This is a genomic window from Mycobacterium tilburgii (genome assembly GCF_902168065.1).
GTDB lineage: Bacteria > Actinomycetota > Actinomycetes > Mycobacteriales > Mycobacteriaceae > Mycobacterium > Mycobacterium tilburgii.
Window position 1 is genome coordinate 24241 of the sequence record NZ_LR655722.1, and the last position, 12895, is coordinate 37135.

Here is a 12895-nt window from a genome sequence, read left to right on the forward strand (position 1 = left end):
CGGCTACTGAAAGTCTCGTGGTCTGCTGCCGCGAGGCTCCTTCAAGGAGGACGAACCACACTCATGACGAACATCGTGGTCCTGATCAAGCAGGTCCCAGACACCTGGTCGGAGCGCAAGCTGACGGACGGCGACTGGACGCTTGACCGCGAGGCCGCCGACGCGGTCTTGGACGAGATCAACGAACGCGCCGTCGAAGAGGCCCTGCAGATCCGTGAACGGGAAGGCGGCGAAGGGTCGGTGACCGTGCTGACCGCGGGCCCCGAGCGGGCGACCGAGGCCATCCGCAAGGCCCTGTCGATGGGAGCCGACAAGGCCGTTCACCTCAAGGACGACGGCCTGCACGGCTCCGACGTGATCCAGACCGCGTGGGCGCTGGCGCGCGCGCTGGGCACCATCGAGGGCACCGAGCTGGTCATCGCCGGCAACGAGGCCACCGACGGCACCGGCGGTGCGGTCCCGGCCGTCATCGCCGAGTACCTGGGCCTGCCCCAGCTGACTCACCTGCGCAAGCTTTCCATCGAGGGCGACAAGGTCACCGGCGAGCGGGAGACCGACGACGGCGTCTTCACCTTGGAGGCAACGCTTCCCGCGGTGGTCAGCGTCACCGAGAAGATCAACGAACCGCGCTTCCCGTCCTTCAAGGGCATCATGGCCGCCAAGAAAAAAGAGGTTACGGTCCTCAGCCTGGCCGACATCGGCGTCGAGTCCGATGAGGTCGGTCTGGCCAACGCCGGATCGTCCGTGCTGTCCTCGACCCCGAAGCCGCCTAAGGCCGCGGGTGAGAAGGTCACCGACGAGGGTGAAGGCGGCAACGAGATCGCCAAATACCTGGTGGCCCAGAAGATCATCTGACGTCGACCCCCATAAACGAGAAGAGCGGAATAACCCATGGCTGAAGTACTGGTGCTCGTCGAGCACACTGAGGGCGCGGTGAAGAAGGTCACCGCCGAATTGATCACCGCCGCCCGCGTTCTGGGTGAGCCGTCGGCCGTCGTGGTCGGTGCCCTGGGCACCGCCGCGCCCCTGACCGATGCGCTCAAGGAGGCCGGCGCCGCCAAGATCTACATCGCCGAATCCGACGACGTCGAAAAGTACCTCATCACCCCGGTCGTCGACGTACTGGCCTCACTGGTCGAATCCGCTTCTCCGGCAGCGGTTTTGCTGGCTGCCAACGCCGACGGCAAGGAGATCGCGGGCCGGCTCGCCGCCCGTATCGGCTCGGGCCTGCTGGTCGACGTGGTCGAGGTCAAGGAAGGCAACAAGGCCGTCCATTCCATTTTCGGTGGCGCGTTTACCGTCGAGGCGCAGGCCAACGGCGACACCCCGGTGATCACTGTGCGGGCCGGCGCGGTCGACGCGGTGCCGTCGGCCGGCGCGGGTGAGCAGGTCACCGTCGAGGTGCCGGCACCCGCCGAGAACGCCACCAAGGTCACGTCCCGCGAGCCCGCGGTCGCCGGTGACCGTCCGGAGCTCACCGAGGCCACCATTGTGGTGTCCGGTGGCCGTGGCGTCGGCAGTGCGGAGAACTTCAAGGTGGTCGAGGAACTCGCTGACTCGCTGGGTGCCGCCGTCGGCGCTTCCCGTGCCGCGGTCGACTCCGGCTACTACCCGGGCCAGTTCCAGGTCGGCCAGACCGGTAAGACGGTGTCGCCGCAGCTTTACATCGCGCTGGGCATCTCCGGGGCGATCCAGCACCGGGCCGGCATGCAGACCTCGAAGACCATCGTCGCGGTCAACAAGGACGAAGAGGCACCTATCTTCGAAATCGCCGACTACGGCGTGGTGGGCGACCTGTTCAAGGTGGCTCCCCAGCTGACCGAGGCGATCAAGGCCCGCAAGGGCTGATCCGCTCTTGTGCGTAACGCCCCCGGCGCCCACGTGTCGGGGGCGTTTGCTGTGGTCGGGCGGCCCGCGGCGGGCGTTGAGCACCGTATTCGTCATCTGACGTGCACCGACACGTCATAGCGTCGATGCCGATTCGCTCCTCGATTGCGCGACCTTGTTCCCGTGAGTATTGCTTCTGTTCTGATCCCGAGCGACAAACCGAATGGGGCGGCAGCCAGCGCCGGCGGGCCACGCTATTCGTTGTTGCTGTCCACTGACCCCAGCCTCGTCGAGGCGGCTCAAAGGCTCCGCTACGACGTGTTCACCACCACGCCCGGCTTCGTGCTGCCGGAAAGCGGTGCCGGGGACCGCGACGCGGATCGCTTCGACGAATTCTGCGATCACCTGCTGGTCCGCGACGACGACACCGGCGAATTGGTGGGGTGGCTACCGCATGCTGGCGCCGGCGGGCGCCATCGCGGCCAGGGGGCTGTACACGGCGACGGAATTCGACCTCGCGGCGCTCGACCCACTGCGGCCCTCGCTGGTGGAGATGGGACGGGCGGCGGTGCGCGACGGGCACCGCAACAACGCGGTGGTGCTGTTGATGTGGGCCGGGATCCTGGCCTACCTGGACCGCTACCAGTACGACCACGTGGTCGGGTGCGTGTCGGTGCGACCTTGCGGCGAGGCGGGTGACCCGGCCGTCCAGCCGCCCGGCAGACAGTTGCGCGGGGTGCGCGTCTTCGTGCTGAGCCGGCACGCCGCGCCGCCGGAATATCGGGTGGCCCCGTATCGGTCGTTGGTCGTGGACGGCAAGAGCCTGGACGAGTTCGCGCCGCCGGCCCGGCTGGCGATGCCCGCCCTGATGCGCGGCTACCTGCGGCTGGGCGCCAAAGTCTGTGGCGAACCGGCCCTGGACCCCGACTTCGGCGTCGGCGACTTCTGCGTCATGCTCGCCAAGAGCCAGGCCGATACCCGATATCTGCGGCGGCTGCGGTCGGTATCGGCGGCCTCGCAGATGAGCAGCGAGATGGCCAGCGGCACCCGATGACCGCCCCGCAGTCGTCGCCACCACCCACGCCTGGATGCCGCGCTCGACGTGCGACAGCACCTGTGTGAGTGTCGGCCCCGCATCGCCGCGGTGGCTGGTGGCACTGCGGGTGACGCTGCGCCTCACGCTGACGCTGCTGATCGTGCCGGCGCTGCCGCTGGCGCACTGATCCCGGTGCCAGGCCAGATGCGGCTGCGGCAGTTCTACTGCCGGACGTTGCTACGCTATCTCAGGGTGCGCATCAGCGTGTCGGGGCCCCGATCCGGAACCTGCGCGGCGTCCTGGTGGTCAGCACGCACATCTCCTGGCTGGACGTTTTCGCCATCGGTGTGGTGCTGCCCGGCTGGTTTGTGGCCCGTGCCGACTTGTTCGACGGGGCCTGGGCCCGGCTGCTGAAGATCATTCCGATCGAGCCGCCAGCCTGCGCCGGCTGCCCGGCGTGGTGGACACCGTGGCGGCCCGGCTCGGCACCGGGCAGACCGTGGTCGCGTTCCCCGAGGGGACCACCTGGTGCGGCGTGGCCTGCGTGTCGTTCTATCCGGCGATGTTCCAGGCTGCGATCGACGCCGGCCGCCCGGTGCAGCCGCTCCGGTTGACCTATCACCAGGTCGACGGCCTGATCTCGACCACCCCGGCCTTCGTCGGGCAGGACACCCTGGGGCGGCCATCCTCCGGCTGATTAGCCAGTGCCGCACCCTGGCACACCTGCACGTCGAATCGCTACAGCTGCCGGGCAACGATCGGCGGGCGCTGGCCCGGCGCAGCCAGCACGCCGTGGGCATCGGGGTGACGCGGCGCCCGGGCCCGACGTCACGCGCTGGTCGCGTAGGAATTTTGCGGGGCCCGGGTATCGTGGGGCGCGTCATGGTCTACCTGGATCACGCCGCCACCACCCCGATGCACCCCGCCGTCGTCGAGGCGATGACGGCCGCGTTTGGCACGGTCGGCAACGCCTCGTCGCTGCACACGAGCGGCCGGGCGGCGCGGCGCCGCATCGAGGAGTCCCGCGAGCTGATCGCGGACCGGCTGGGGGCCCGCCCGTCGGAGGTCATCTTCACCACCGGCGGCACCGAGAGCGACAACCTGGCCGTCAAGGGCATCTACCGCGCCCGCCGCGACGCCCATCCGCGGCATCGCCGCATCGTCACCACCGAGGTGGAGCACCACGCCGTGCTGGACTCGGTGCAGTGGCTCGTCGAGCACGAGGGCGCCGAGGTGAGCTGGCTACCGACCGCCCCGGACGGATCGGTGTCCGCGGCCGCGCTGCGCGAGACGCTGCACAGCCATGACGACGTGGCGCTGGTTTCGGTGATGTGGGCCAACAACGAGGTCGGCACCGTCATGCCGGTCGCCGAGCTTGCCGCCGTCGCCCTCGAATTCGGCGTTCCGATGCACAGCGACGCCGTGCAGGCGGTCGGGCAGCTACCGGTCGATTTCACCGCCAGCGGGCTGTCCGCGCTGAGCGTCGCGGCGCACAAGTTCGGTGGTCCGGTGGGGGTGGGCGTGTTGCTGCTGCGCCGGGACGTGGCCTGTGTACCGCTGCTGCATGGTGGAGGTCAGGAGCGCGACATCCGTTCCGGAACATCGGATGTCGCCGGCGCGGTGGGAATGGCGACGGCGGTCCGGTTGTCGGTGGACGGCCTGGAGGCCAACAGCGCCCAGATGCGCGAGCTGCGCGATCGGCTGGTCGATGGCGTGCTGGCCGAGATCGGCGACGTCCGCTTGAACGGGTCGCGCGAAAAGCGGCTTCCGGGCAACGCGCACTTCACCTTCCGTGGCTGCGACGGCGACTCGCTGCTGATGCTACTGGATGCTAACGGCATCGAATGCTCGACAGGGTCGGCGTGCACCGCGGGCGTCCCGCAGGCTTCGCATGTGTTGATCGCGATGGGCGACGACGCCGCCACCGCCCGTGGATCACTGCGACTGTCGTTGGGGCACACCACCGTTGACGGCGACATCGACGAGGTGCTGCGGGTGCTTCCCGCGGCGGTCGAGCGCGCTCGGCGAGCAGCGATGACCGCCGCGGGGGCGTCCGGGTGAAAGTTCTTGCCGCGATGAGCGGTGGCGTCGACTCGTCGGTCGCCGCCGCTCGCATGGTTGACGCCGGCCATGACGTGGTCGGTGTGCACTTGGCGCTGTCATCGGCGCCGGGCACGCTGCGCACCGGCTCGCGGGGGTGTTGCTCCAAGGAAGACGCCTCGGATGCGCGTCGCGTCGCCGATGTACTCGGAATCCCGTTCTACATCTGGGATTTCGCCGAGAAGTTTGCCGAAGACGTGATCGACGACTTCGTGTCGTCCTATCAGCGTGGCGAAACGCCGAATCCGTGCGTGCGCTGCAATCAGCGCATTAAGTTCGCCGCGCTGTCCGCGTGTGCGGTGGCGCTCGGTTTCGACACGGTGGTCACCGGCCACTACGCCCGGCTGTCACAGGGGAGGCTGCGCCGTGCCGTCGACCGGGACAAGGACCAGTCCTACGTGCTGGCTGTGCTGACCGCCGAGCAGTTGCGTTACGCCGCCTTCCCGGTCGGTGACACGCCCAAGCCGCAGATCCGCGCGGAGGCGGCGCGCCGGGGGCTTGCGGTCGCGGACAAGCCGGACAGTCACGACATCTGCTTCATCCCGTCCGGGGACACCCGCGCGTTCCTGGGCGAGCGCATCGCTGTGCGCCCGGGGAACATGGTCGGCACCGACGGCAAGGTGCTGGCCACGCACGACGGCGTGCACGGTTTCACGATCGGCCAGCGTAAGGGCCTGGGCATCGCCGGGCCGGGACCCGACGGCCTGCCGCGTTACGTGACGGCCATCGATGCCGACACCTCGACCGTGCACGTGGGCAGCGCCGCCGACCTCGAAGTGCAGGCCCTGACGGGCCGGGCACCGGTGTTCACCTCGGGAACCGCACCCACGGGTCCCATCGAGTGCACGGTCCAGGCGCGGGCCCACGGCGAAACCGTCGCTGCGGTGGCCGAATTGGTCGGCGAGACGCTCGCCGTCCGGCTGCGCACCCCGCTGCGCGGGGTGGCACGCGGGCAGACGGTGGCGTTGTACCGCCCGGATTCGGCCGGCGACGAGGTGCTCGGCAGCGCCACCATCGCCGGTACTTCCCGCTGACTGGCGCTCGGCCGCCCGCGCTCGCCGCGTTCCAAGAATTCTTCAAGCTTTCGTGGAGACGATGGGTCTCGACAGTCTGATCACCCGGAGCGGGAGGGAACAAGCGAGGATGAGCGACAACCAGGTTACGGTGCAAGCGATGCAGAACAACAGCCTGACCGTTGCGGCGTTTGTGTTGAGTATCATGGGCATGTATGCCAGCCCGATCCTGAGCAGTGTTCTGGCCCTCATTAGCATGCGACAGGTCAAAAGCCGTGGGCAGCAAGGGTTTGCGTCCGGCGTAGACGCGCTGGCGGTCTCGGTCGCGGTCACCGCCCTTGCACGTCGCGATGTGGATCGAGTACGGGCATCCGAACTTCGAACTGGTGACCACCGAGAACTGGTGAAAACTACTGCTGAAGAATAACTTTCACGTTAATCTAGTGCGGCATGTTGGCGGTGATGTTGGTCATCACGATGTCAGAGACCGATTGCGGAAAGCTGCAGAACGTCACTTCCAGCAGGGCCACCGACAGTTGCCGGTAGTCGCGGCCGCAGCAGCCGGGCCCTAGGTGCAACGAATCGGCGCCGGCCTTACCATTTGCCCACGAACGCGCGGCTGTCGACGCCGCCGGCGCAGTCGGTGACCTTCGAGACCAGCGCGGCGAAGGCGCGTTGCGCGGTGGCCGTGTCCCGGTAGGCGGCGGCGCCCTCAGAGATCAGCGCGCCGTCGGGCGGATCCTGAAAGGTGATCTTGTGGAATTCCTCGAGGTCAGGCCCGAACGTCGCGGTCTCGGCGTAGAGGAACCGGCAGGCCGCCGGCGTGGTACCGGCCAGCGCCTCGATTTCGACCGGGGCGCTGCCGTCCATCGAGGAGATGATCGTCAGGTGCTCACCGGCGCCGGTGATCGCGCGCATCCGCTCCTGGTCCAGCAGGATGATGTCGACGTTGACGCCGTGCCCCGGGCCCCGCCGGTGTATCCGGGCATCGCCGAGCCGTCGACGATCCGGGTGCACGCCGCAGTCAGTGCTACCGCTGCGCACGTCAGTAGCGGTCCCGCGAATTGTGCCCTGCGCCCCACCGTTTTGCACCCCTCTAAGTCTCGAGCCTAGCCCCGGCGGCATCATCACACACCCCTGGCCCGCGAACCGGGATGCCGCGTCGAATACGGTTGGCCCGTGAGTGTTTTCGCCGACATCCTGCCCAAGGTCACCGGCGTGGGATCATGGCCCGGCACCGCTGCCCGGCCGGCGGCGGAGGTTGTCGTCGGCGAGTTGGCGGGCGCGCTGGCTCACCTGGTGGAGCTGCCGGCCAGGGGAGTGGGCGCCGACCTGCTGGGGCGCGCCGGTGCGCTGCTGATCGACGTCGCGATCGACACCGTGCCCCGCGGATACCGGATCGCGGCCCGTCCCGGCGCAGTGACCCGGCGGGCCGTCAGTCTTCTCGAAGAGGACATAGATGCGCTGGAGGAAGCCTGGGAGACGGCTGGGGTGCTCGGCGGCGGGCGGGTGGTCAAGGTGCAGGCCCCCGGCCCGGTCACGCTGGCCGCCGGGCTGGAGCTGGCCAACGGCCACCGGGCGATCACCGATCCCGGTGCGGTCCGGGACCTGACGGCCTCGCTGGCCGAAGGCATCGCCGCGCATAGCACGGCGCTGTCGCGGCGGCTCGACACCCCGGTCGTGGTGCAGCTCGATGAGCCGTCGTTGCCGGCGGCGCTGGGCGGCCTGTTGAGCGGGGTAACCGCGCTGAGCCCGGTTGCGGCGCTCGACGAAGCGGTGGCCGAGACGCTGCTCGACACTTGCACGGCGACGCTGGGCGACGACGTGCTGCTGCACAGTTGTGCGCCCGAACTGCCGTGGGAGCTGTTGGGGCGCAGCGGTATTGGTGCGGTGTCGGTGGACGCCGCGACCTTGACGGCCGCCGACCTGGACGGGATCGCGGGGTTCGTCGAAGCGGGTCGCACCGTGCTGCTGGGCGTCGTGGCCGGCACGGCCCCGATGCGCCCGCTCTCGGCGGAACAGGTGGCCACCGCACTGGTCGGGGTGACCGATCGGCTCGGCTTCACTCGCTCGGTGCTGCGGGAGCGGATCGGCGTCACGCCGGCGTGCGGTCTGGCCGCGGCGACGCCGCAGTGGGCCCGCACCGCGATCGGGCTGGCCCGACAAGCCGCCGAGGTGTTTGCCGAGAACCCCGACGTCATCGCCTGACCGGGCGGTGTGGCGGCGCCGGTGGGAGGCGCCGCGAGCGACCGTTGTCGGGGCGCTTCGATAGCCTGCAGGGGTGAGTTCGACCGAGGCCGACCCCGTCCCACCAGAGATCCGGCGGCAGTGGCGTGAACTCGCCGACGAGGTGCGCGAGCACCAGTTCCGCTACTACGTGCGCGACGCGCCGGTCATCTCCGACGCCGACTTCGACCAGCTGCTGCACCGGCTGGCCGCCCTCGAGGATGAGCATCCCGAGCTGCGCACTCCCGATTCGCCGACTCAGCTGGCCGGCGGTGCGGGCTTCGCCACTGATTTCACCTCCGCCGAACATCTGGAGCGGATGCTGTCGCTGGACAACGTGTTCAGCACCGAGGAGTTCGACCAGTGGGTGGCGCGCATCTACGCGGAGGTGGGCAGCGACGTGCCCTTCCTGTGCGAGCTGAAGATCGACGGTGTCGCGCTGGCCCTGGTGTACCGCGAGGGCCGGCTGGTGCGGGCCGCCACCCGGGGGGACGGTCGCACCGGCGAAGACGTCACCAACAACGCGCGCACCATCGACGACGTCCCGGAACGGCTGACGTCCAGCGACGACTACCCGATTCCCAGCGTGCTCGAGGTGCGCGGCGAAGTGTTCTTCCGCGTCACCGACTTCGAGGCGCTCAACGCTGCGCTGGTCGAGGACGGCAAGACACCGTTCGCCAATCCCCGCAACAGCGCCGCCGGCTCGCTGCGCCAGAAGGACCCCGCAGTGACCGCGCGCCGCAAACTTCGGATGATCTGCCACGGCGTGGGGCACGCCGAGGGATTCCGCCCGGTCACCCTGCACGAGGCATACCTGGCGCTCGGCGCCTGGGGCCTGCCCGTCTCCGAGCACACCACGCAGGTCCCCGACGCCGCCGGTGCGCTGGAGCGCATCGCCTACTGGGGCGAGCACCGCCACGACGTCGCGCACGAAATCGACGGCGTGGTGGTCAAAGTCGACGATGTCGCCCTGCAACGCCGGCTGGGGTCGACGTCGCGCGCACCGCGCTGGGCGATCGCCTACAAGTACCCGCCGCAGGAGGTGCAGACCGAGCTGCTCGACATCCGGGTCAACGTGGGCCGGACCGGGCGCGTGACGCCGTTCGCGGTCATGACACCGGTCAAGGTGGACGGATCGACCGTCGAAATGGCCACCCTGCACAACGCTTTCGAGGTCAAACGCAAGGGCGTGCTGATCGGCGACACGGTGGTGATTCGCAAGGCCGGCGACGTGATTCCCGAAGTGCTAGGTCCGGTCGCCGATCTGCGTGACGGCACCGAACGCGAATTCGTCATGCCCACGCACTGTCCCGAGTGCGGTACCGAACTCGCGCCGGCCAAGGAAGGCGACGCCGACATCCGCTGCCCGAACTCCCGATTCTGCCCGGCGCAGTTGCGGGAGAGGGTGTTTCACCTAGCCGGCCGCGGCGCCTTCGACATCGAAGGGCTGGGCTATGAGGCGGCCATCGCGCTGCTGCAGGCGGGCGTGATCGCCGACGAGGGCGACCTGTTCGCCCTCACCGAGGACGACCTGCTGCGCACCGAGCTGTTCACCACCAAGGCCGGCACGCTGTCGGCCAACGGCAAGCGACTGCTGGCCAACCTGGACAAGGCCAAGGCGCAGCCGCTGTGGCGGGTGCTGGTGGCGCTGTCGATCCGGCATGTCGGTCCGACGGCCGCGCGCGCCCTGGCCACCGAGTTCGGCAGACTCGACGCGATCACGTCGGCGACGACCGAGCAACTGGCCGCCGTCGAGGGCGTCGGCCCCACCATCGCCGCCGCGGTCACCGAATGGTTCTCCGTCGACTGGCAACGCGCGATCGTCGAGAAGTGGCGGGCGGCCGGGGGCCGGGTGGCCGACGAGCGAGACGCCGGCATGCCGCGCACGTTGGCGGGTCTGACCATCGTCGTCACCGGCTCGCTGACCGGCTTCTCCCGCGACGACGCCAAGGAGGCGATTGTGGCGCGCGGCGGCAATGCGGCCGGTTCGGTGTCGAAGAAGACCAGCTACGTTGTCGCCGGCGACGCGCCGGGCTCGAAGTACGACAAGGCCGTCGAACTGGGCGTGCCGATCCTCGACGAAGACGGATTCCAGCGGTTGCTCGACGAGGGCCCGGACGTGGCACCGGAGCCGGAATAACAGCCAGGTACTGGGCCCAACACAGAAAGCGCATCTATGGTGGGTGCTATGACCCAGACCGTCGAGCCGTACACGGCGGAGACTCCGTCTCCGCGTGAGGCCGAATTGCTGGCGGGGGTCACCCTGCGGCTCCTACAGGAGCACGGCTATGACCAGCTGACAGTGGCGTGGCCGCCGCCGCTCGGGCCAGCAAGGCCACGGTGTACCGGCGCTGGCCGTCGAACGCCGAATTGGTGTTGGCCGCCTTCATCGAGGGGGTGCGCGAGGTGGCGGTCGTACCCAACACCGGCAAGCTGCGCGGCGAACCTGATCCGCCTCGGCGAGATCTGCAGCGAGCATGGCCGCCAGCACGTCAGCACCATCCGCGCGGTGATGGTGGAGGTGTCGCACCGCCCCGCGCTCAACGAAGCGCTGTAGGAGCAATTCTCCAACAGCGGCCTGTCCAAAACGAGATCGTCCCGTTCAACTCCGAGCAGGTGGTGCTCAAGGTTTTCGGAGCGCCGGGGGCGGTGGCCACCATCAACTACTTTGATGTAAACGCCCAACCGCAGCAAGTCAAGGACGCGCCGCTGCCCTGGTCGTTCACCATCACCACGACGGAGCTCGTCGTCCAGGGCGACGGCGACACGCTCTGGTGCCGCATGACGGTCAACGGCGTGGCCAAAGACTAGCGCACCGTCCACAAGGTCGACGCCTACACTTTAATGTCCCGTCGCTCAAGGCGATCAAGCGTATCGGGGAAAGTTCGGTGAGTTCGACACCGACAGCACGGCGATGATCGTCTTGGAAGGTGACAAGACGCTCGGTGTGGACGCGCACAAGTTCTACGACGAGATGATCCGCAAGATCGAGCAGGACGTAAACACGTTCAGCACGTGCAGGACTCTGGGGCGACACGCTGACCGCGGCCAGATCCCAGAACCAGATCCCAGAAGCAGCGACGGCAAGGCCGCCTATGTTCAGGTCAACCTCGCCGGCAACCAGGGCTCCGCGCTGGCCAATGAGGGCGTCGGAGCCATCCGCGACATTATCGACCACCTGCGGCCCCGCCTCGGCGTCAAGGTTTATGCGACCGGCCGGACCACGAAACCATATTCTACACCATGTATCGCGGCACCACCCACATCGTGCTGGGCTCGGGGGCTCACAGTGGCCAGTGCCGTGGCGTGTCTGAGTTTCACCCGGCTGCCCTACTTCCAAGGCCTGGGCATTCCAGCAGCTTTGGGCATCTTGGTGGCGCTGTTCGCCGCGCTGACCCTGGGGCCGGCGATCTTGGCACTGGGCGCTAAGGTGGGCATAGACCCCAAACGGGCGATACGAACCCGCGGCTGGCGGCTGGTCCGCACCGCCATTGTGTGCTGGCCCGGCGTGGTGCCCGCGGCGGCGAGTGCATTGGCCCTGGTGGGCCTGATCACGTTGCCCGGCTACAAGACTAGTTACGACACCCGGCCGGCTCCGGTTCGGTGGTCACCTCGGCGGGCATCGTGTTCGCGGTCACCACGTGCGCGTTCGTGTTCAGCGGGTTCCAGGTTCTCGGCCAGATCGGGACCACGATCGGCCTCGGTTTGTTGTTAGACATACTGATCGCGCGGTCATTCATGACGCCTTCTGTCGAAAAGCTTTTGGTGCGCTGGTTTTGGCCACCGAGCCGAGCGCAACGGCCAGCGCGCCCCAGGCTTCCGGGGCGGTCGAGCAGCTCGATGCGCAACAGATACGACGGCACGCGCTCACTGTTGCACAGTGCCGCGCGCGGCATTTCAGCCCCGTTAGGCTTTTCGCTCGTGTCCCAGATCTCCCGCGACGAGGTCGCGCACCTGGCCAAGCTGGCCCGGCTGGCGCTGACCGATACCGAGCTGGACAGCTTCGCCGGCCAACTCGACGCTATCCTGACCCACGTCAGCCAGATCCAGGCGGTCGACGTGACCGGCGTCGAAGCGACCGACAATCCGCTTAAGAGCGTCAACGTCACCCGCCCCGACACGCTCAGGCCGTGCCTGACGCAGCGCGAGGCGCTGGCCGCCGCGTCCGAGGCCGTCGACGGACGGTTCGCGGTCCCGCAGATCCTGGGGGACCGCGAGTGAACGAGATCATCCGCTCGGACGCCGCGACGCTGGCCGCGAAGGTGGTGGCCAAGGAGGTGTCCTCGGTCGAGATCACCCAGGCTCACCTGGACCGGATCGCGGCCAGCGACGACCGCTACGGTGCGTTCCTGCATGTCGCTGCCGACGAGGCGCTGGCGGCGGCGGCCGCGGTCGATGCGGCGGTGTCGGCGGGGGGTCAGGCTCCCCCCGCCCCGGGCCGGGGCCCCCCGGCCCCTTAAGGCGGGGTCCCCCCCCGCCCCCCTCCCGCCGGCGCCCCCCCGCGCCCCAAGCCCCGGCCCCCCCGCCGCTCCGGCCGGCCCAGCTCCCGCCTGCCAGTGGCCTTTTCAGGCCCATGGGGCTCATTCCTCACAACGGCCTTTCCAGGCCCAGTTTTTCCCTTCCGGCGGCCTCTCCGGGCCCAGAAGCTCCTCAAGTCGGCCTCTCCAGACCCACTTGCAGCCTCCCGGTATCC

Annotated in this window: 9 protein-coding genes and 8 pseudogenes; 15 read left to right on the top strand and 2 right to left on the bottom strand. The window is 68.8% G+C overall.

The features are described 5' to 3' along the window. The first annotated feature begins 63 nt into the window (after positions 1-63). The 7 genes and pseudogenes from FQ389_RS13065 (at position 64) to FQ389_RS13095 (ending at position 6403) form a co-directional block, all read left to right on the top strand. Complete coding sequence (locus FQ389_RS13065) at positions 64-855, top strand: electron transfer flavoprotein subunit beta/FixA family protein (protein WP_144208287.1); 792 nt, start codon at positions 64-66, stop codon at positions 853-855. Between the two features lie 36 nt (positions 856-891). Continuing rightward, the gene (locus FQ389_RS13070; RefSeq protein WP_144208289.1) at positions 892-1848 is read left to right on the top strand and encodes an electron transfer flavoprotein subunit alpha/FixB family protein; all 957 of its coding nucleotides are present in this window, start codon (positions 892-894) and stop codon (positions 1846-1848) included. 162 nt (positions 1849-2010) lie between these two features. Continuing rightward, positions 2011-2881: pseudogene (locus FQ389_RS13075) on the top strand (GNAT family N-acetyltransferase). Positions 2882-2915: 34 nt separating this feature from the next. Beyond that, positions 2916-3706 (top strand): annotated as a pseudogene (locus tag FQ389_RS13080) (lysophospholipid acyltransferase family protein); the annotation flags it as partial. A gap of 39 nt (positions 3707-3745) precedes the next feature. Then, positions 3746-4924 carry a cysteine desulfurase family protein gene (locus FQ389_RS13085; RefSeq protein WP_144208314.1) on the top strand — a complete coding sequence of 393 codons (1179 nt, stop codon included), beginning with the start codon at positions 3746-3748 and terminating at the stop codon, positions 4922-4924. Then, positions 4921-5997 (top strand): tRNA 2-thiouridine(34) synthase MnmA, encoded by a 1077-nt coding sequence (gene mnmA, locus FQ389_RS13090; protein WP_144208291.1) that lies wholly within the window; start codon positions 4921-4923, stop codon positions 5995-5997. Before FQ389_RS13085 ends, mnmA begins: the two co-directional genes overlap by 4 nt. Positions 5998-6106: 109 nt before the next feature. After that, positions 6107-6403: a hypothetical protein gene (locus tag FQ389_RS13095; protein ID WP_144208294.1), complete on the top strand. Its 297-nt coding sequence runs from the start codon at positions 6107-6109 to the stop codon at positions 6401-6403. A 13-nt stretch (positions 6404-6416) separates the two neighbouring features. Here the strand turns inward: FQ389_RS13095 and FQ389_RS13100 are convergent. After that, positions 6417-7058 (bottom strand): annotated as a pseudogene (locus tag FQ389_RS13100) (sensor domain-containing protein). Positions 7059-7155: 97 nt separating this feature from the next. On the opposite strand from FQ389_RS13100, the gene FQ389_RS13105 reads away from it, so the two are divergent. The 6 genes and pseudogenes from FQ389_RS13105 to FQ389_RS22555 all read left to right on the top strand — a co-directional run. Then, positions 7156-8184, top strand: coding sequence for a uroporphyrinogen decarboxylase/cobalamine-independent methonine synthase family protein (locus FQ389_RS13105; protein ID WP_144208297.1), 1029 nt, complete (start codon positions 7156-7158; stop codon positions 8182-8184). A gap of 73 nt (positions 8185-8257) precedes the next feature. Then, positions 8258-10342 carry an NAD-dependent DNA ligase LigA gene (ligA, locus tag FQ389_RS13110; RefSeq protein ID WP_144208300.1) on the top strand — a complete coding sequence of 695 codons (2085 nt, stop codon included), beginning with the start codon at positions 8258-8260 and terminating at the stop codon, positions 10340-10342. A gap of 36 nt (positions 10343-10378) precedes the next feature. Continuing rightward, positions 10379-10756 (top strand): annotated as a pseudogene (locus FQ389_RS13115) (TetR family transcriptional regulator); the annotation flags it as partial. After that, a complete protein-coding gene (locus tag FQ389_RS13120) occupies positions 10669-11013 on the top strand; it encodes an MmpS family transport accessory protein (protein ID WP_186296416.1) in 345 nt (114 codons plus the stop codon). The pseudogene FQ389_RS13115 and the gene FQ389_RS13120, both read left to right, overlap by 88 nt. A 103-nt stretch (positions 11014-11116) precedes the next feature. Beyond that, positions 11117-11653: pseudogene (locus tag FQ389_RS13125) on the top strand (MMPL family transporter); the annotation flags it as partial. A gap of 173 nt (positions 11654-11826) precedes the next feature. Beyond that, a pseudogene (locus tag FQ389_RS22555) lies at positions 11827-11940 on the top strand (MMPL family transporter); the annotation flags it as partial. A gap of 43 nt (positions 11941-11983) precedes the next feature. Here FQ389_RS22555 and FQ389_RS22560 read toward each other — a convergent pair. Further along, a pseudogene (locus tag FQ389_RS22560) lies at positions 11984-12065 on the bottom strand (amino acid-binding protein); the annotation flags it as partial. A 58-nt stretch (positions 12066-12123) separates the two neighbouring features. Here FQ389_RS22560 and gatC point away from each other — a divergent pair. Both gatC and FQ389_RS18130 read left to right on the top strand, forming a co-directional pair. Next, a complete protein-coding gene (gatC, locus tag FQ389_RS20260) occupies positions 12124-12423 on the top strand; it encodes an Asp-tRNA(Asn)/Glu-tRNA(Gln) amidotransferase subunit GatC (RefSeq protein WP_260860744.1) in 300 nt (99 codons plus the stop codon). After that, a pseudogene (locus tag FQ389_RS18130) lies at positions 12420-12663 on the top strand (Asp-tRNA(Asn)/Glu-tRNA(Gln) amidotransferase GatCAB subunit A); the annotation flags it as partial. The gene gatC and the pseudogene FQ389_RS18130, both read left to right, overlap by 4 nt. Positions 12664-12895 lie beyond the last annotated feature (232 nt).